Here is an 18,806-nt window from a genome sequence, read left to right as displayed (position 1 = left end):
GTTGTGCTTATTTGCCACAACCGAAAACTGGACGACTATTTTTTATAAGTAGATTCTTATCATTCGCCCGTGAGAGAGATAAATAAAAAGGCCATGATTTATCATGGCCCTGGATACCGAAATACATTAACAAACGAGAAAGCGTTACTCGATATTCTGGATTTGCTCGCGCATTTGCTCGATGAGTACCTTCAGCTCAATCGCGGAGTTGGTCACCTCGGCGTTAATCGATTTTGACGCCAGGGTGTTCGATTCACGGTTGAACTCCTGCATCATAAAGTCGAGACGGCGACCCACAGCTTCTTTCTTCTTCAGAATGTTATAGGTCTCTTTAACGTGCGCTTCGAGACGGTCCAGTTCTTCGGCAACGTCGATACGCTGCGCCATCAGCACCAGCTCTTGCTCAAGGCGGTTATTTTCCAGCTGCACTTCCGCATCTTCCAGCTTGGCGACCAGACGCTCGCGCTGCCACTGGAGAATTTCCGGCATATGAGCGCGAACTTTCGCTACTTCGCCGCTCACGCCTTCAAGCCGCTGCTCGATAAGCGCTTTCAGGGCCTGGCCTTCCGTTTCGCGGGCGACGATGAAGTCGTCCAGCGCGCCGTCAAGAGCGGCCAGAATGTCGGCGGCGATGGCGTCGAGATCCTGCTCTTTGGCGGCCATCACGCCCGGCCAGCGCAGGATATCAACCGGGTTGATTTCCCCTTCATCGCTCTGCATTTTCACCCAGTTGGCAGCGTTTACCAGCTGTTTAGCCAGCTTTTCGTTGAGGATGAGTTCACCCTGAGCGCTGGGATCTTGTTCAAAACGCAAGGTGCATTCGACTTTACCGCGAGTCAGGCGGGCGCGAATGCGCTCGCGTACCACGGGCTCCAGACTACGGAACTGCTCCGGCAGGCGGAAGTACGTTTCCAGATAGCGCTGGTTTACCGAGCGCAGCTCCCATGCGGCGCTACCCCAGTCACCCTTGATTTCACGGCGGGCATAGGCGGTCATACTGCGGATCATAGGCGTTCCTGTTTTCGTAATAATGAATGCAAGGATTATAGCCGTGCGGGCGGTGACTTAACAGGAATAGTGATGAAATACTTCAAGGACGATTGTTTTAAGGGATATCGCCGCAAAGTTATTTTCGCCAGGGGCTGTAGGTGGGGTTATATATTATGGGAATCCGTAGTTAATATTTTCTGATATTAGATGCGGGCATGGAATTCGGATGCCTTTGTACAAATGCATATACCGCCAGACAAGCTATTCTGTGAGTTTTAGGAAGTATAACCACCAGAAATGAGATAGGGTATTACCTTTAAGCATTATGTATGTTTTTTTTGCATTGATTACTATAAATTTATTAAAACTTTGATGATTGTATTTATGGTGAGAATACTGTTGTATTAATTATATCTAATTGTTTTGTTTTGGCCTTTTTAAGTTTTATGCGGTATTGTCCGACTGAAAGAACGCTAGTATAGTCGTTTAAGATGAGTTCTATAAAAAGGATTTTAATATGGACGCTATCTTTGACAGAGTCGTAAGGGAATTTTTTCCAAATACAACCATACCTTTTTGGAAAAAATGGCTGTTCAGGACGGCATTTGGCAATAAGGTATTTTCTCGCTTAATATATAACGAGCGACTCGTTAATAAAAATGGGGTCGAGTGGGTTAATGCAGTTGTTGAACTCCTTGAGTTGAAATGTGAAAGCGAACACCACCAACTTAACAACATACCTGGGCATGGGGCTACGGTTGTTATTTCAAATCATCCGACGGTTATCGATGGACTTAGCTTAATACATACGGTCTCCCGAGTCAGGAGTGATATAAAAATAATAGCTAATCACGTTTTGCCAATTATATTCCCCCAGGTATCGGAACTTACCATTGGAATTGAGAATATGGCCGGTAAGATGAGCCATAAAAAATTCCGCGAGATGAACGATCACCTGCGAAAAGGAGGCGTATTGATTATATGTCCTGCGGGTAAGCTGGCTAACTGGTCTCTTTCCGGGTTACAGGAGCATAAGTGGAACCCCGGTTTTTTACAGCTTGCTATGAGAAATAATGCAGCATTGGTACCAATTCATATTACGGGAGCAAACAGTAAGATTTATTATCTTACTGCAACATTCTGGCGGCAACTGTCGAACATGATGGTTATTCGTGAAGCTCTCCGCCATCATGGCAAGACCATGAAAATCAATATAGGACAGCAAATAGCCTTATCCTCGTTTAAAGAATACAATAAAGATCTTTCTGCCGCGGCAAATGTATGTTTGACGCACCTCCAGAGTATAGCGAAGAATGGCCCGGCTATGTTAGATACGATTGCGCCGCAAGAATTAGAACCAGGTAAAAAGGAGCTAATTAGCGCAATAGAGGAGTGCGAAATATTAAGGCAGTTTGAAGACGGTAGAAAACTAGTGATATATCGCTGTAATACTAACCGAACCTCACCTATTATTGATGAGTTAGGGCGCTTACGCGAACGCTGTTATCGCGATATTGGTGCCGGAACTGGTAACGACCGAGATAACGATGTTTTTGATGAAAGTTATTATCATATCATTTTGTGGGATCCTTCTGATGTGGAAATCCTGGGAGCATATCGTGTTATGCCCGTTGGCGAGCAGCTGGCCCAACATGGTGTAACAGGCCTCTATAGCAACAGCTTGTTTAAATACCATGATAATGCCTATTCCTGTTTAGAGAAGTGTGTGGAAATTGGCCGCGGCTTTATTCAGAAACCTTATCAAAAAAGTAAGGTGCTTGATTATTTATGGCAAGGGATATTTGACTTTATAAAAAGATATCCGGACTATAAATACTTGCTGGGTGTGCTGACCATTCCTGGAACTTTTCCTGAAAAAGTACAGAAACTCATCATCAGTTTCTATAATATATACTTTTCCTCGACAGCTGATTTTTGTTCGCCGATAGCATTGTTCACTGCCGAAAATGTACAGGATGATACTCCATTTTGTGGCGAAGATTTTAGAGCAGACTGGAGCATGCTCAATCACCTGCTGAGAGAAGAAGGTTATGAACTTCCCTGGCCTTTTAAACAGAGTGCTAAATGGTTCTCCCCGGGCGGATCGTCGATTCTTGCATTCACAAAAGATGATTCTTTTAATTCGATAGCTGGGTTAAATCTGAGCTCTATAGATAAATTGAATGAAAGCTACGTTAAGCATTATTTAAAAGATTAAACTGACGATGGCTGTACGGTCCTGGAGCGAGCGTGCCTTAATCCAGACCGTAATGATAAGGGAAATGATATACGTATGGATGCGTTTTAATGCGAAAGCCAATAAATATATTTATTATATTGATATCGGTGCTGATACTCACCGGATGTGATAACAAATCAGATAACATGTTATCCGGTTATTCACATGGAGAATTTGTATACCTTTCATATTCTGGTAATGAAAAAATAGAACGGATCTTGATCAATAAAGGAGATAACGTCGCCGCAGGACAGGAGTTAGTGAAGATTGAGTCCTTCGATGCGCAAAATATTTTCCTGCGCGCTGAGGAAAAACTATCAGCAGAGAGCGCTCTATTACGAAATCTGGAATCTGGAGAACGGCCTGAAGAGCTGGATATTATACGTTCGCAGATTAAAAAAGCACAATCGGCAGAATCCCAGGTAAAGCGGCAGCTTGGGCGATATCGTAATCTTTACGCCAATCATGCCATATCGCTTGCGGAATGGGAGGATATCCGGGATGAATTAACTCAAAAAGGCGCACAGGTTGAAGAGTTAATTAATCAACTCAAAGCACGGCAACTCCCTGCCCGGCAGGATGAGATTAGCAAGCAGCGCTCAATGGTGGCCGCGGCAAAACTCGAACGGGATAAGGCGCTGTGGGATGTCCAGCAAACGACGATTGTTTCTCCGGTCAATGCTAAAGTCTTCGATATTATTTATCGTGCCGGGGAGCGCCCTTCTGCTGGTAAACCAATAATCAGTCTGTTACCTCCTGAGAATATAAAAGTACGCTTCTTTATACCCGAAGCGAAGCTCGGTAAATTTAAAATCGGATCTAAGGTAAAACTTATATGCGATGGTTGCGCTGAGCCCATTGCTGGCGTTATTAACTATATCAGCCCTGAGGCCGAGTTTACGCCTCCAGTTATTTATAGTACGAAACGTCGTGAGAAGCTCATTTTTATGGCGGAGGCTATCCCTGCGCTGCAGCAGGCAGGGCGGATGAAAATCGGCCAACCGTTTGATGTGGAGATTATTGGCGATGAATAATCTTTGTATTGATGTAAAAAATCTCAATAAACATTTTGGCGAGCATCACGTCGTAAAGGATTTCTCTTTACAGGTAGCAAAAGGCGAGATCTATGGTTTTCTCGGTCCGAACGGTAGCGGAAAAACGACATCGATTCGAATGATGTGTGGTTTGATTACGCCGGATTCCGGTGAAGGTACTTGTCTGGGTATGGATATCTTTACGCAGCGGGAAAAAATAAAAAAAAAGATAGGCTACATGACCCAGTATTTCTCAATGTGGGGAAATTTAACTATTCGGGAAAACTTACTTTTTATTGCGCGGTTATATAGCCTCGATCGGCGTAGAGAGCGGGTTGAACGTGCGCTTTCTGAGTTAGGCCTCACTGCCCGACAGCACCAGCTGGCTAAGGAGCTTTCTGGGGGCTGGAAGCAAAGAATGGCCCTCGCCGCCTGTATGTTGCATGAACCTGTTTTGCTATTTCTGGATGAGCCGACTGCTGGCGTGGATCCCAAGGCGCGGCGAGAGTTCTGGCAAATGCTGCACCAGCTCTCTGACCGGGGGATCTCGATACTGGTGAGCACGCATTATATGGATGAGGCTGAGCGCTGCCATAAGGTTGCCTATCTATCTTATGGTCGGCTGCTGGCGAATGGCACTATTGCGTCGATTATCGCCTCCCAGAATTTGATCACCATGCGAACCAGCGGCGCCGGTCTGACGCTGCTTGAAAGCCAGCTACAGCGCTTGCCGGATATTGAGCAAACGGTCATTTTTGGCAATCAGCTTTATATTACATCCAGAGATGAAGCGAAGTTAAAATCCGCGCTTTTTGCCTTTACGCAACAGGGTTATGAGTTCTGTAAGGTGGATACCAATCTGGAAGATGCATTTACCTACTTGATGAAAAATAATTGTGAAAAAAATTAATTTTAGCTTCTCCATTACGCGGTGGATTGGCGTGGTTATTAAGGAAATTCACGAGCTACGCCGTGATAAAGTCAGCATCAGTATGGTGCTCCTGACACCTCTTTTTCAGCTGATCATTCTTGGCTATGCCATCAATATGGATCCGCATAATCTTCCGACCGCCTTACTAAATTATGATACCGAACGCATGAGTCAAATCTTTGTGACGGAAGCGCAAAATACCGGGTATTTTTCGATGATTCCTGTCGATTCAGAAGAGGCGGCGCAGAAAGCCTTTGTGCGGGGGGATGTCACTTTTATCGTGACGATCCCTGAGGGGTTTACGCGCAAGTTACTGCGTGGAGAAAAGCCACAACTATTAATTCAGGGGGATGCCATCGATCCGATCACCACGGGGAATGCGCTCAGCGCCCTTGTGCAGGTGGTGAAGTCGATGTTTCAGCACGATTTGCCGGGCGACATGCGTGTGGTGCAAAAAGAGGATGATTTCGAGCTTATCATTCATCGCATGTTTAACCCTGAGGGGATAACCCAGTTTAATACTATTCCCGGTATTATGGGGTCTATACTCAGTACAACGTTAATCCTGATGACCGCCCTGTCTATTACCCGCGAGCGAGAAAACGGGGCGTTAGAAAATTTACTGGTCTCTCCGTTGTCCGGGCTTGAGGTCATTATTGGGAAAATAACGCCTTTTGTTATCATTGGTCTGTTTCAGGCGACGTTAATCCTGATTGTCGCCGTTTTGTTGTTCGATATCCCCCTTCACGGTAGCGTCTTCCTACTATTTTTTGTGCTGTTAATTTATGTCTTTCTTTGTCTGTCAATTGGTATCGGTATTTCTGGCTTAGCACAAAACCAGCTGCAGGCGCTGCAAATGTCGTCATTTTATTTCATCCCTTCACTTATGCTGTCCGGATTTGTCAGCCCCTTTATTAGTATGCCAGACTGGGCGAAAGCCATTGGCTCCTGTTTACCGTTGACCTACTTCATCCGCCTGGTTAAGGGCATTATGCTGAAAGGCTATTCAGCAACGGCATTGTTGCCTGACCTCTTGCCGCTGATAGGCCTGGCGGTGATTGTCATTGGTGTGGGGTTGAAATCTTATCGTAAAACGCTGGACTGACATTATCGGCGCGTCCGGCTGGAGTGGGCATAGGCTTTTTGCCATGAAATTCGTATAATGCGCCCTCACATTCGTTTCAAGCCGGAGATTTCTATCATGCGTCCAGCAGGCCGTAGCGCTAATCAGGTGCGTCCCGTCACCCTGACCCGTAATTACACAAAACACGCTGAAGGCTCCGTGCTGGTCGAATTCGGTGATACCAAAGTGCTGTGCACTGCCTCTATTGACGAAGGCGTTCCGCGTTTCCTGAAAGGCCAGGGCCAGGGCTGGATCACCGCTGAATACGGCATGCTGCCGCGTTCTACGCACACGCGTAACGCGCGTGAAGCGGCAAAAGGCAAGCAGGGCGGCCGGACGATGGAAATTCAGCGCCTGATTGCCCGTGCGCTGCGCGCAGCGGTTGACCTGAAAGCGCTGGGCGAATTCACGATTACTCTCGACTGCGATGTACTGCAGGCCGACGGCGGCACCCGCACTGCCTCCATTACCGGTGCCTGCGTGGCGCTGGCCGATGCGCTGAATAAGCTGGTCGCCGCCGGCAAGCTGAAAACCAATCCGATGAAAGGGATGGTGGCCGCGGTCTCCGTCGGTATCGTAAATGGCGAAGCCATCTGCGATCTGGAGTACATCGAAGACTCCGCCGCGGAGACCGACATGAACGTGGTGATGACCGAAGATGGCCGTATTATTGAGGTGCAGGGCACTGCGGAAGGTGAGCCGTTTACCCATGAAGAACTCCTCACTCTCCTGGCGTTAGCCCGAGGGGGGATCGAGTCCATTATCACGACGCAGAAGGCGGCGTTAGAAAATTAATGATTAAGGCGACTGAGAAGTCGCCTTTTTTTTGCGCTTTATCCTTCATCACACCTGCGAAGGGGAGCGCGCAGTCTGACAATGATGAAAAGTACCAAAGGAGCGAATCCATGAAGCCGTATCAGCGCCAGTTTATTGAGTTTGCGCTTAGCAAGCAGGTTCTTAAGTTTGGCGAATTCACGCTGAAATCCGGGCGCAAGAGCCCCTATTTCTTCAACGCCGGCCTGTTTAACACCGGGCGCGATCTGGCTCTGCTGGGCCGTTTTTATGCCGAGGCGCTGGTGGATTCCGGAATTGAGTTTGACCTGCTGTTTGGCCCGGCCTACAAAGGAATCCCAATCGCCACCACCACCGCGGTGGCGTTAGCCGAGCATCATGACCGCGATCTGCCTTACTGCTTTAACCGCAAAGAGGCAAAAACCCATGGCGAAGGCGGCAATCTGGTCGGTAGCCCGCTGCAGGGCCGGGTAATGCTGGTGGATGATGTGATCACCGCCGGTACGGCGATTCGCGAATCCATGGAGATTATCCAGGCCCAGGGCGCGCAGCTGGCGGGCGTTCTGATCTCCCTGGATCGTCAGGAACGCGGCCGCGGCGAGATCTCCGCCATTCAGGAAGTGGAGCGGGATTACGGCTGCCAGGTTATCTCAATCATCACTCTGAAAGAGCTGATCGCTTACCTGGAAGAAAAGCCGGAGATGGCGGAACACCTGGCGTCAGTTCGCGCCTATCGTGAAGCCTACGGCGTCTGATGATGCGCCCGGCAGCCTCGGCTGCCGGATTTCCGCTATATCAGCTTAGCGCCCTGCGCATTGACGTACAGCGAATAGATTGACGTGCTGGACGCCATAAACAGACGATTGCGCTGTTCGCCGCCAAAGCACAAGTTCGCGCAGCGCTCTGGCAGTTTAATGGTGCCGATATGCTTACCCTGTGGATTGAAGATCCGCACGCCGTCGAGTTCTTCGTTTCCGCTTCCCCATCCGCACCACAGATTGCCGTCTGCGTCGCAGGCGATCCCATCGGCGGTACCGTTCCCACAGTCGAGATATACCCGTTTATTTTTCAGCGTATTGCCTTCCACATCCCACGCCAGAATTAAGCGGTTCGGTGTCGCCCGGCTTTCCACCACGTATAAGGTCTTTTCGTCCGGCGAGAAACACAAACCATTTGGCCCTTTTACGTCGCCCAGTACCACGCTCAGTTTGCGGCTTTCCGGCTCCAGACAATAGACGTTTTGCGGCAATTCTGATGTTGCTTTGTGGCCTTCGTAAAAACCACTGATGCCAAATGGCGGATCGGTAAACCAGATGGTGCCGTCTGACTTCACAACGATATCGTTTGGAGAATTGAGGCGATGACCCTGGTAGCTATCGGCCAGTACGGTAACAGACCCATCGTATTCGGTACGCGTAATGCGGCGGGTGTCGTGCTCGCAACTGATTAAGCGCCCCTGTCTGTCGCGGGCGTGACCATTGCTATAATTGGCCGGGTAGCGAAAGACGCTGGTTTCTCCGCTGACTTCATCCCAGCGCATGATGGCGTTATTCGGAATGTCGCTCCACAGCAGCATTCGCATGTCGCCGAACCAGACCGGGCCTTCCGCCCAGCGGAAGCCGCTGGCGATGCGTTCGACCTTTGCGCTGGCAAGCATATAGCGACGAAAGCTATCATCGACGGCCACGATGCGTGGGTCCGGATAGCGTTCAGAGGGGGCCCATGCTGCGAAGCTTTTTTGACTGACCAGTAGCGATGCGGTTGCCAACCCGCCTATCTTCAGTAAATCCCGCCGTGACGTCGCCATCAAATCTCTCCTTGTCGGGTGGTGTTGGGGGAGGGTGAAATGTTCAGCAAGCTGGATAGTAGGAAAGGAAAGCGGAAACGCGCATTGGGCAATTCAACCAATGGCCCTGGGATTTGCGACAAACTTACGCAGATTGCGAGGAGAATCATGCAGCCTGGCGGCTGCATGTGAGGATTTACTGCAGCTGTGCGGCGACCAGCGGCCAGCGGGCGTCGAAATCATCCGTCGGACGATATTTGAACTCGCTGCGCACAAAGCGCGACAGCATGCCCTCGCAGAAAGCCAGCAGCTGGCTGGCCAGCAGGGTTTCGTCGAGGGTGTAGCCTTCGCCTTCGCGCATTTTTTTCTCGCGCATTACCTGGCGTAGCTGCGCTTCGATGCGCTCAAAAAGCTGGTTGATGCGACCCTGAAGCCGGTCCTGTTCGAACATCAGCGCGTGCCCGGTGAGGATACGCGTCAGCCCAGGATTACGCTCGCCAAAGCCAAGAATCAACAGAACGATCAGGCGCAGGCGCGCGGTGGTGTCCTTTTCATCTTTCAAAATCAAATTGATGCGCGTAATCAGACTGTCTTCAATGAACTCGATCAGGCTGTCAAACATGCGGGTTTTGCTGGGAAAATGGCGATACAGCGCGGCTTCAGAGACGCCGACGGAAGCCGCCAGTTTCGCGGTGGTAATACGCTGACTACCATCGCTGGATTCCAGCATCAGCGCCAGAGATTGAAGTATTTCTTCGCGACGATTCCGTTTCGCAGTTTGCTTTTCTGCCATGTTTTAAAATACCCCTGAAAATAAGCACTTGTCAGGCAGACATCCACAACGCGACCGCAAACCAGGGCTTGCGGTAATGTTATTGCGTTATGCGCGTTGGGATGCAGATTCCGTGTTGCTGGGCTTATTTACGCCCTGAGTGACCGAAGCCGCCTTCGCCGCGGTCGGTGGCATCGAAGGATTCCACCAGGTTAAATTCCGCCTGAACGACCGGCACAAAGACCATCTGTGCGATACGTTCGCCCGGCTCGATAATAAAGCTCTGCTGACCGCGGTTCCAGACGGACACCATCAGCTGCCCCTGGTAATCGGAGTCGATAAGGCCCACCAGGTTGCCCAGGACTACGCCATGCTTATGACCCAGGCCGGAGCGCGGCAGGATCACCGCCGCCAGAGAGGGATCGGCGATATGAATCGCAAGGCCGGTCGGCAACAGCGTGGTTGCGCTCGGCGCCAGCTCTACGGCGTCGTCGAGACAGGCTCGCAGGTCAAGTCCGGCGGAGCCGGAGGTGGCATAGGTCGGCAGCGGAAATTGCTGGCCGACACGCGGGTCCAGAATCTTAACGTCGATTTTTTTCATCATAACGGGTCACGATCTCGTCGAGTAATAATTGGCCCAGGAGTTCCTTGCGCTCAAGTGGTAAGCGCTTTTCCCCATCCTGCCAGAAAAGGTGTAGTGCGTTGCTGTCGCTGTTAAAGCCCTGATTAGGCTGGGAAACATCGTTGGCGCAAATCAGGTCGAGGTTCTTGCGGGCACGTTTTTGCCGCGCATATTCTTCCACATTATTCGTTTCGGCGGCAAACCCAACGACGTAGGGGCGATGTGATTTTAGCGCCGCGACCCCGGCCACGATATCCGGGTTTTTAACCATTTTTATTGTTAATTCATCACCTTGTTTTTTTATTTTATCTTCGGCGATGACGGCGGCGCGGTAATCCGCTACCGCGGCGCAGCCAATAAAAATGTGCTGCTGCTGGGCGCCAGCCTGGACGGCCGCTTCCATCTCCAGCGCGGTAGTGACATCAATGCGCTGCACAAACGGCGGGGTCGGTAGCGATACCGGCCCGCTGATCAAGGTCACGTTCGCGCCCCGCTGCGCTGCGGCGGCGGCAATCGCGAAGCCCATCTTGCCAGAGCTGTGGTTGGTGATATAACGCACCGGATCCAATGGCTCACGGGTCGGGCCCGCGGTAATCATGAGGTTGAGATGTTGCAAATCTTTGACAGGGGGGGCGAAATGCTGCGCGGCCATGTCTACGATAGTTAACGGATCGAGCATTCTCCCCGGGCCGACGTCGCCGCAGGCCTGGCTACCGCTGTCTGGTCCCCATAGCAGCAGCCCGCGGGTAGCGAGCGTCTGCAGATTATGCTGGGTGGCCTGCGCGCGATACATCTGCTGGTTCATGGCGGGCACCACGGCAACCGGGGATGGGGTGGCAAGACAGATCGTCGACACCAGATCGTTGGCCATGCCGGCCGCCACGCGAGCGATTAAATCGGCGGTCGCTGGGGCGAGGATCACCAGGTCGGCCCATTTACCGAGCTCAATATGGCCCATTGCCGCTTCCGCCGCCGGATCGAGCAGGCTGTCGGAAACCGGATAGCCGGATACCGCCTGCAGGCTGAGTGGGGTGATGAACGCTTTTGCCGCCTCCGTCATCGCGACACGCACTTCCGCGCCGCGTTCACGCAGCCGGCGCACCAGTTCCGGGGTTTTATACGCCGCGATGCCGCCGCTGACGCCCAGGACGATTTTTTTACCCGCCAGAGTCATCATGATGTCTTCCTGTTGCCGTAGACCAGAATCCGCGCATCTTATCACAATCCTGCCGCCGTCGTGCCTCTGCCGGGCATTCACTTTGCGAGCGGCTACGCAGGGTGAAAATCGGCGGGTCGGCAGCGCCGTCAGGCTGTGCCAAGATAGGCTGATTCATCCAGGAGGGCGCATGGACGGAATGGAAAATCTGATGCCACGGGAGAAGATGCTGCAATACGGCATCGAAACGCTAACGGATGTTGAGCTGCTGGCGCTTTTTCTGCGCGTCGGCACGCGTCGTCAGGATGTGCTCAGCTATGCCCAGGCGTTACTGCAGCGTTTTGGCTCACTCTACGCTCTGCTTTCCGCTGATAAAGCGCAACTGATTGCTGTGGACGGACTGGGGCTGGCGAAATATGCGCAACTGAAGGGCATTGCCGAGCTGGCGCGACGCTATTTTAGCTCGCAGCTGGTCGAGGAGGCCGCGCTGGTCACCCCCTCGATGACGCGCGAGTTTTTACAAAGCCAGCTGACGGAAGAGGAGCGCGAGATCTTTATGGTGATCTTTTTAGATAATCAGAACCGGGTGTTGAAACATAGTCGTCTTTTTTCTGGTACTCTTAGCCACGTTGAGGTGCATCCGCGAGAAATTGTACGCGAAGCCATCAAAGTGAACGCCGCCGCCGTGATCCTTGCGCATAATCATCCCTCCGGTAGCCCGGAGCCAAGTCAGGCCGACAGACTGATTACCGAAAGGGTGATAAAATGTTGTAGATTCATGGAGATACGCGTGCTTGATCATCTGGTTATCGGCCGCGGTGCGTATGTATCTTTTGCCGAACGTGGCTGGATTTAGCCCCGAACTGGCGATCCTTCGGGATCTTTGTCTGTTCGGGACTTGAGCACATCGCCGAGTCAGCGTATACTACGCCACCTTTGAGAATCTCGGGTTTGGCATTTGGGCCTGGCAGTCGAGAGTTCACATTGAACTGCGATGACCAGGCTGTAAAGCCTGACGAGGCGCCAATACCCCATACGAAGCTCGAGCTAATTTGATTTTTGGAGAATAGACATGTCCCGAGTCTGCCAAGTTACTGGCAAGCGTCCGGTGACCGGTAACAACCGTTCCCACGCACTGAACGCGACTAAACGCCGTTTCCTGCCGAACCTGCACTCTCACCGTTTCTGGGTTGAGAGCGAGAAGCGTTTTGTCACCCTGCGCGTATCTGCTAAAGGTATGCGTGTAATCGATAAGAAAGGCATCGATACAGTTCTGGCTGAACTGCGTGCCCGTGGCGAAAAGTACTAAGTACTTAGAGGAAATAAATCATGGCTAAAGGTATTCGTGAGAAAATCAAGCTGGTTTCTTCCGCTGGTACTGGTCACTTCTACACCACCACGAAGAACAAACGTACCAAACCGGAAAAAATGGAACTGAAAAAGTACGATCCGGTTGTACGTCAGCACGTTATCTACAAAGAAGCTAAAATCAAATAATTTTAGCCTCCTTGTATAAAAACCCCGCTTCGGCGGGGTTTTTTGTTTTTAAAACTCCCCCATATTGCTTTCACATACTCCCTTTTCAGTCACCTGTCCGTGAAGCACAATACGTCGGGTAAACGGAGGAAAATCATGCCTGAATTACCAGAGGTTGAAACCAGCCGCCGCGGCATCGAGCCGCACCTGGTTGGCGCAACCATTCTGCACGCCGTCGTGCGCAACGGACGGCTGCGCTGGCCGGTTTCCGAAGAGATTTATCGCCTGAGCGACGTTCCGGTTCTCAGCGTGCGTCGCCGCGCCAAATACCTGCTTCTGGAGCTGCCGGACGGCTGGATCATCGTCCATCTTGGGATGTCGGGGAGCCTGCGCATCCTGAGCGAAGAGCTGCCTGCTGAAAAACACGATCACGTTGACCTGGTCATGAGTAACGGCAAGGTGTTGCGCTACACCGATCCACGCCGCTTTGGCGCCTGGTTGTGGACCAGAACGCTGGAAGGCCATCCGGTACTGGCCCATCTTGGCCCGGAGCCGCTCAGCGACGCGTTCAACGCCGACTATCTCCAGCAAAAATGCGCGAAGAAGAAAACCGCGATCAAACCCTGGCTGATGGATAACAAGCTGGTGGTGGGCGTGGGGAATATCTACGCCAGTGAATCGCTGTTCTCCGCCGGGATCCATCCTGACCGGCTGGCGTCCTCGCTGTCGCGGGAAGAGTGTGAGCAGCTGGTGAAGGTGATTAAGCTGGTCCTGCTGCGTTCGATAGAGCAGGGCGGCACCACGTTAAAGGATTTCCTGCAAAGCGATGGCAAGCCGGGCTACTTCGCCCAGGAGCTACAGGTCTATGGCCGCAAGGGCGAACCCTGCCGGATCTGCGGCACGCCGGTCGTCGGGACCAAACATGCCCAGCGGGCGACCTTTTATTGCCGTCAGTGCCAGAAATAGTCTCAGGAACAGGAATGTTTGTCGGCCAGGTCAGCGGGCCTGCGGGTGCGCATCTGGTGGGCCGGGGGCGTTTGTAGTCCAGGTCAGCGTAGCGCCATCTGGCACAAAGACCGGGACAGAGCCGGTGTGAATGACCCAGCGGCGCAGTGCTGCGCCAGCCAATATGGCTCATGTCCCGGCAGATGCGTTACTTCAACTTATTCAACAGCGCCTGATGCACATTAGCTGGCAGAAAGTGAGAAACGTCGCCCTGGTGGCGCGCCACTTCCTTCACCAGTGAGGAAGAGATAAACGACCACTCTTTGCACGGCATCAGAAACACGCTCTCAAGGGTGGGCATCAGGTGGCGGTTCATATGAGCCAGCTGCATCTCATACTCGAAATCCGCCACCGCCCGCAGGCCGCGGATCAGGATATTGGCCTGCTGCGCGCGCGCGAAATTGGCCATCAAATCACTGAAGCCGATAACCTCCACGTTCACCAGGTGGGCCGTCGCCTGCTCTGCCAGCGCAATGCGCTCATCAAGGCTGAACATCGGCTTTTTACTCGGGCTGGCGGCGATAGCCAGCACCACTTTATCGAACATACTTGCCGCGCGGGTGACAATATCGATATGACCGTTGGTGATGGGGTCGAAGGTACCCGGATAGATCGCTTTTGTGCTCATGATGACTCTTTCTCCGAGTAGCCGTGGCTCAGCGCCCACAGCTCGGTATATTTCGTAAACGTATACTGCGCGTTGACCATCGCCAGTAACCATCCCTGTTTACCGTCCAGCACCCCACCGCGCAACAGCAGCGTCTTGAGGAACGCGCCCAGCGTATGGCTGAAAATCCCTGCCATCGAGGTCTTCTTGCCCTTCTGGTGACGCTCAAGCGCCCACGCGGCGGCATACGCCAGCTGTTTTTGCTGGAAGCCAGCGAAGTCGCGGCAGGTCAGGTGCAGGAGATCGCCGGTCAGCGGAATAACCTCGGCGCCCAGGCTATCCAGCGATTCATGGACCAGATTATCGTTATAGCGGTAACGGGCGCGTTCGTACAGGCGCAGGACGCGATCGGGATACCAACCGCTGTGGCGCATAAAGCGTCCGAGAAAATAGTTACGGCGGGCGATGCTGTAGATGGCGCCGCGCTGGGGGGCGTCCAGTACCTTAAGAATAGCCTGCCTGAGTTCTGGCGTGACGCGCTCATCGGTATCGATCATCAACACCCAGTCACCGGTGGCGTAATCCTGCGCGCGCTGGCGCTGAATGCCATAGCCTCGCCAGTCGGTATGGGTATAGACCTGGGCGCCGAGGCGGCGGGCCAGCTCAACGGTGTTGTCGGTGCTGCCGGAGTCGAGGACGATAATTTCATCCGCCCAGCTAACGGAGCCCAGACAATCCGGCAGCAGGTCGGCGGCGTTTTTAGCGATCATCACCACGGAAAGCCGGTTCGACATTAATGACTCCGCTGCGGCAGGTAAGGTTGCAGTAACTGTAGCAGACGCGACAGCGCGCCCTGGTTCTGGTGCAGCACTTCCACTGCGTGACGGCCATACCACAGACGGTAATCTTCATCGGTCAGGAGCGTGGACACCTCCCTGACCAGCGAATCGGCATCGGTAACGGTGATCAGGCCATCGTCCTGCTGCAGCTTGGCGCAGATATCTTTGAAGTTGAAGGTATGCGGGCCCATCAGCACCGGAATGGCGTGCGCCGCCGGCTCGAGCGGGTTATGGCCGCCGCGCTCCACCAGGCTGCCGCCGACGAAGGCGAGGTCGGCAATGCCGTAGAGCAGCATCAGCTCGCCCATGGTATCGCCAATGACTACCTGGGTACTGGAGGAGGGGATCTCGCCGGTGCTGCGCAGAGTAAAGCTCATCCCAGCCTTTTGTACCATCTCACGGGCGTCGGGGAAGCGCTCCGGATGGCGGGGAACAAGGATCAGCAGCAGGTTCGGGAAAGTCTCCAGCAGTTTTTTATGCGCCTGGAGGATGATTTGTTCTTCACCGTCGTGGGTGCTGGTGGCAATCCAGACCTTGCGGTGCGGTGCCCATTGCCGACGCAGCGTCACCGCCCGGGCCGCCAGCTCTGGCGTTACGGAGATATCGAATTTCAGGCTGCCGGTGACCGCCAGCTGGTTGCGCTTCAGCCCCAGAGAGAGGAAGCGGTTACCATCTTCTTCATTCTGCGCGGCGATAAGCGTAATGCGGCTCAACAGGCGGCGCATAAAGCCGCCCAGTTTGGCATAGCCTTTGGCGGAACGTTCGGACAGGCGCGCGTTGGCGATCACCAGCGGGATCTTACGCTTATGCAGCGCGGCCACCATATTCGGCCACAGCTCGGTCTCCATAACGATCACCAGCTTCGGCTGAACGGTGTTCAGGAAGCGGTTCATGGCGCCGGGCAGATCGTAGGGCAGATAGACGTGATGAACATCTTTGCCAAACGCCGACATGGCGCGCTCGGAGCCGGTCGGCGTCATGGTGGTGACAGTGATCGGCAGAGAAGGGTAGCGGTGGCGCAGGGCGCGGACCAGCGGAATGGCGGCTAAGGTCTCGCCGACGGAAACGGAGTGCAGCAGAATGCCATCCGGCTCTACCTTGTTCTGACAGAAGCCATAGCGTTCCGCCCAGCGTTTGCGATAGGCAGGAGCCTTACGACTGCGCAGCAGCAGCCGCAGCCACACCAGCGGCTGAATAAGGTAAAGTAGGGTGGTATAAAGCAATTCCAAACTATTTATCCGTTCTCTGTTTTGGCGGGCAAATTCTAAGCATTTAGCCCGCGTAAAGCTATCTCTTTGGCGGAAACAGCGGGTTTTTGGTCTATCCCGCGTGGCGATAACGCTTAATACGCAGATAACGGCGTCCCAGGCGCCAGCGTAAACGGAAAGTACAGGCGTTTTTCCAGATTAACCGCCAGATACCGCGGTCGAAGAACTCGTTAATAATAACATGCTTTTTGGACTCATCTTTCATGCTATCGAAGGTATGGATGATCCCCAGGCCTTCTTTGGCGATCTGCCAGCGACAGGCGGCGATATGGCGTACTTTATCCGGGTAGCGCTGGTTAATCGCCTCCAGCATCTCCAGAATCTTCATATAGTGGCGCGCCGAACGCATCAGCGTGTCGTCGTTGTCCGGCTTATGCGACACCGACTCAGAGTGAATGTAGTAATCATAGAACTGCTGACTGGTGTACTGCACGCGCTCCGCGGCCAGCAGGGCTTCTGTGGTCCATGGGATATCCTGATGGCGCAGGCCAGGCTCGAAATGGAAGTGATGCTGGCGGATAAAGTCGTGACGATAAATATTAAGCCAGGTGACGTGCAGAAACTTCCGCGAGTCCAGGGCCTGCTTAAGCCAGACATGGCCCGGCAGCACACCCGTCGAGGGCAGGCGATCCAGTGGGAAGATCGGGTGGCTCTCGCGGCGCTTTTCGTACACATAGGTGCCGTTGCAGGTGGCGATATCGAGATGTTCTTTCTCGGCCATCTCCAGCAGCGTGCGATACATGCCCGGATAGAGTTTGTCGTCGATATCCGGAAACGCGAGATATTTGCCGCTGGCGGCGGCGAGGCCGGTATTGCGCGCGACCGAGACGCCCTGGTTTTCCTGCTCCAGCACCTGGACGTTCTGCAGCCGCTCCTGCCATTCGGCGATCACCGCCAGGCTGTTGTCTGTCGAACCATCGTTCACCAGGATCAGTTCATAGCTGTCCAGCTGCTGCTGTTCAATGCACTCAAAGAATTGCGCTAGAAATTTCTCACCGTTGTAGACGGCAGCCACGATGCTCAATAAAGGCGTTTGACTCATAAATCTTCGATCCTGGTTAACTAACGGCGTCAGGTGCGCTGCAGCTGACGGTACTGCTGACAAATGGATACGACGCTGAATTTTTCCAGCGCGGCATCGTCGATGGCCGGCGGGTTATGGTAAATGCTTTGCATCGTCTGAGCCAGCGCCGGACTGGTGAGATCCGCCAGACCGCGGGCAAGTTCGCCGGTGAGGATCTCGGTGACGCCGCCGGGGCAGCGGGTGCTGGCGACAGGAGTATGTAACAGCAGCGCCTCCACCACCACATTGCCGAATCCTTCGCTATCGGAGCTCAAAACCAGCATCCGTGCGCCTTTGATCCACGGTAAGGGGTTTTTCTGAAAGCCTTTGAACCACACCCGATCGTCAATGTGCAGCGTTTTTGCCAGCTGGCGCAGGCGCTGCTCTTGCTCCGGTTTTCCCTGGCCTAGCAGCACCAGCGGTGCGTCGATGCCGCTCTGCGCATAGGCTTCAAGCAGGCGGTCATGGCGTTTGCCCGGATGGAAGCGACCGACGTGAATCAGGTAGTCACCGTCCGGGCGCTCGCTATCGGCTTCCGCCTCGGCGCGCAGGGCAGTGATATCGAAGGGATTGTAGATGGTTTTCAGCTGTGCCGGGCGCAGGGCAAACTCTTCCACCAGATCTCGCCCCACCGCGTCGGAAACCGTCACCACGTTGCGACCCTGATAAATTCGCTTAATTTTCTGCTGCTTCATCCAGCGGTCAAAGCCGGTGCGGTGCCCGAGATAGGAGGCAGAGAATACGCCGTGCAGACAGAACCAGACGTTACGCTCGCGCAGCGCCCGGCTGCGGGCGACGATGCGGTCGGTTTTGTGCAGGTTGGAGAGCACAAGGTCAAATTGCCCCTGCTGTTCGGCCCGCACGACTGCGGCATCCAGCTGGCGGGCGCGGCGGGACAGCTCGGTCAGCTTGCGCCACGGTTTACGGCAGCGATCGGCAACTACCTGGTAGTCGAGCCCCTCGGGCAATGGGTACTCGCAGACATCGCGCAGCGAAATGAGCGACACCCGATCGCCGTCGCGCAGGAACTGTGCCGCCAGGGTCAGGACCACTTTTTCCGCGCCGCCGCCGGGTAAACCGTCAATCACAAATAAGATGCGCAT

21 protein-coding genes are annotated in these 18,806 nt (G+C 53.4%); 10 read left to right on the top strand and 11 right to left on the bottom strand.

Annotated features, from left to right (window positions below):
- Window positions 1-144 precede the first annotated feature (144 nt).
- On the bottom strand, window positions 145-1,008 hold the full coding sequence (locus RRF55_RS05580) for a YicC/YloC family endoribonuclease (RefSeq protein WP_002922636.1): 864 nt from the start codon (window positions 1,006-1,008) through the stop codon (window positions 145-147).
- 499 nt (window positions 1,009-1,507) lie between these two features.
- Here RRF55_RS05580 and RRF55_RS05575 point away from each other — a divergent pair, with 499 nt between their 5' ends.
- Window positions 1,508-3,208 (top strand): lysophospholipid acyltransferase family protein, encoded by a 1,701-nt coding sequence (locus RRF55_RS05575; protein ID WP_032415813.1) that lies wholly within the window; start codon window positions 1,508-1,510, stop codon window positions 3,206-3,208.
- 37 nt (window positions 3,209-3,245) lie between these two features.
- Here the strand turns inward: RRF55_RS05575 and RRF55_RS05570 are convergent, their stop codons facing one another.
- A complete protein-coding gene (locus RRF55_RS05570) occupies window positions 3,246-3,377 on the bottom strand; it encodes a hypothetical protein (RefSeq protein ID WP_050486007.1) in 132 nt (43 codons plus the stop codon).
- On the opposite strand from RRF55_RS05570, the gene RRF55_RS05565 reads away from it, so the two are divergent.
- From RRF55_RS05565 to pyrE, 5 genes are all read left to right on the top strand, one after another.
- Entirely contained in the window at window positions 3,337-4,263 is a 927-nt protein-coding gene (locus tag RRF55_RS05565; RefSeq protein ID WP_269465353.1) for an HlyD family secretion protein, read from the top strand. The genes RRF55_RS05570 and RRF55_RS05565 overlap by 41 nt on opposite strands.
- The gene (locus tag RRF55_RS05560; RefSeq protein WP_004181533.1) at window positions 4,256-5,173 is read left to right on the top strand and encodes an ABC transporter ATP-binding protein; all 918 of its coding nucleotides are present in this window, start codon (window positions 4,256-4,258) and stop codon (window positions 5,171-5,173) included. Before RRF55_RS05565 ends, RRF55_RS05560 begins: the two co-directional genes overlap by 8 nt.
- Window positions 5,160-6,299, top strand: coding sequence for an ABC transporter permease (locus RRF55_RS05555; RefSeq protein WP_032415812.1), 1,140 nt, complete (start codon window positions 5,160-5,162; stop codon window positions 6,297-6,299). Before RRF55_RS05560 ends, RRF55_RS05555 begins: the two co-directional genes overlap by 14 nt.
- 96 nt (window positions 6,300-6,395) lie before the next feature.
- Window positions 6,396-7,112 (top strand): ribonuclease PH, encoded by a 717-nt coding sequence (rph, locus tag RRF55_RS05550; protein ID WP_002922602.1) that lies wholly within the window; start codon window positions 6,396-6,398, stop codon window positions 7,110-7,112.
- Between the two features lie 110 nt (window positions 7,113-7,222).
- Complete coding sequence (gene pyrE, locus RRF55_RS05545; RefSeq protein ID WP_004173904.1) at window positions 7,223-7,864, top strand: orotate phosphoribosyltransferase; 642 nt, start codon at window positions 7,223-7,225, stop codon at window positions 7,862-7,864.
- A gap of 35 nt (window positions 7,865-7,899) precedes the next feature.
- On the opposite strand, the gene RRF55_RS05540 is transcribed toward pyrE, so the two are convergent.
- From RRF55_RS05540 to coaBC, 4 genes are all read right to left on the bottom strand, one after another.
- Entirely contained in the window at window positions 7,900-8,916 is a 1,017-nt protein-coding gene (locus RRF55_RS05540) for an SMP-30/gluconolactonase/LRE family protein (RefSeq protein WP_004150200.1), read from the bottom strand.
- Window positions 8,917-9,091: 175 nt separating this feature from the next.
- Window positions 9,092-9,688 carry a nucleoid occlusion factor SlmA gene (slmA, locus tag RRF55_RS05535; RefSeq protein ID WP_002922598.1) on the bottom strand — a complete coding sequence of 199 codons (597 nt, stop codon included), beginning with the start codon at window positions 9,686-9,688 and terminating at the stop codon, window positions 9,092-9,094.
- 124 nt (window positions 9,689-9,812) lie between these two features.
- Window positions 9,813-10,271, bottom strand: coding sequence for a dUTP diphosphatase (dut, locus tag RRF55_RS05530; protein ID WP_032415811.1), 459 nt, complete (start codon window positions 10,269-10,271; stop codon window positions 9,813-9,815).
- Window positions 10,249-11,463 (bottom strand): bifunctional phosphopantothenoylcysteine decarboxylase/phosphopantothenate--cysteine ligase CoaBC, encoded by a 1,215-nt coding sequence (gene coaBC / locus RRF55_RS05525; protein ID WP_064153064.1) that lies wholly within the window; start codon window positions 11,461-11,463, stop codon window positions 10,249-10,251. The genes dut and coaBC overlap by 23 nt, the downstream gene beginning before the upstream one ends.
- Before the next feature lie 172 nt (window positions 11,464-11,635).
- Here coaBC and radC point away from each other — a divergent pair, with 172 nt between their 5' ends.
- The 4 genes from radC to mutM all read left to right on the top strand — a co-directional run bounded on the left by radC (window position 11,636) and on the right by mutM (window position 13,887).
- A complete protein-coding gene (gene radC, locus RRF55_RS05520; RefSeq protein WP_002922589.1) occupies window positions 11,636-12,301 on the top strand; it encodes a RadC family protein in 666 nt (221 codons plus the stop codon).
- A 216-nt stretch (window positions 12,302-12,517) separates the two neighbouring features.
- Window positions 12,518-12,754, top strand: coding sequence for a 50S ribosomal protein L28 (gene rpmB / locus RRF55_RS05515; protein WP_000091955.1), 237 nt, complete (start codon window positions 12,518-12,520; stop codon window positions 12,752-12,754).
- 20 nt (window positions 12,755-12,774) lie between these two features.
- Window positions 12,775-12,942: a 50S ribosomal protein L33 gene (gene rpmG / locus RRF55_RS05510; protein ID WP_002922510.1), complete on the top strand. Its 168-nt coding sequence runs from the start codon at window positions 12,775-12,777 to the stop codon at window positions 12,940-12,942.
- A 135-nt stretch (window positions 12,943-13,077) separates the two neighbouring features.
- Entirely contained in the window at window positions 13,078-13,887 is an 810-nt protein-coding gene (gene mutM, locus RRF55_RS05505; RefSeq protein ID WP_004173907.1) for a bifunctional DNA-formamidopyrimidine glycosylase/DNA-(apurinic or apyrimidinic site) lyase, read from the top strand.
- 187 nt (window positions 13,888-14,074) lie between these two features.
- Here the strand turns inward: mutM and coaD are convergent, their stop codons facing one another.
- The 5 genes from coaD to RRF55_RS05480 all read right to left on the bottom strand — a co-directional run bounded on the left by coaD (window position 14,075) and on the right by RRF55_RS05480 (window position 18,806).
- Window positions 14,075-14,554: a pantetheine-phosphate adenylyltransferase gene (gene coaD / locus RRF55_RS05500; protein WP_002922501.1), complete on the bottom strand. Its 480-nt coding sequence runs from the start codon at window positions 14,552-14,554 to the stop codon at window positions 14,075-14,077.
- Window positions 14,551-15,327, bottom strand: a complete 777-nt coding sequence (locus tag RRF55_RS05495; protein ID WP_004145264.1) for a glycosyltransferase family 2 protein — start codon at window positions 15,325-15,327, stop codon at window positions 14,551-14,553. Before RRF55_RS05495 ends, coaD begins: the two co-directional genes overlap by 4 nt.
- Window positions 15,327-16,601: a lipid IV(A) 3-deoxy-D-manno-octulosonic acid transferase gene (gene waaA, locus RRF55_RS05490; protein WP_004145263.1), complete on the bottom strand. Its 1,275-nt coding sequence runs from the start codon at window positions 16,599-16,601 to the stop codon at window positions 15,327-15,329. Before waaA ends, RRF55_RS05495 begins: the two co-directional genes overlap by 1 nt.
- Before the next feature lie 91 nt (window positions 16,602-16,692).
- Entirely contained in the window at window positions 16,693-17,682 is a 990-nt protein-coding gene (locus RRF55_RS05485) for a glycosyltransferase (protein ID WP_002922498.1), read from the bottom strand.
- 29 nt (window positions 17,683-17,711) lie between these two features.
- Complete coding sequence (locus tag RRF55_RS05480; RefSeq protein ID WP_004145262.1) at window positions 17,712-18,806, bottom strand: glycosyltransferase; 1,095 nt, start codon at window positions 18,804-18,806, stop codon at window positions 17,712-17,714.

Origin of the sequence: Klebsiella sp. K47, assembly GCF_051858335.1 — a bacterium.
Classification (GTDB): Bacteria; Pseudomonadota; Gammaproteobacteria; order Enterobacterales; family Enterobacteriaceae; genus Klebsiella; species Klebsiella pneumoniae.
Note: the sequence above shows the minus strand (reverse complement) of the source record. Positions and strands in the feature narration are given on the sequence as shown.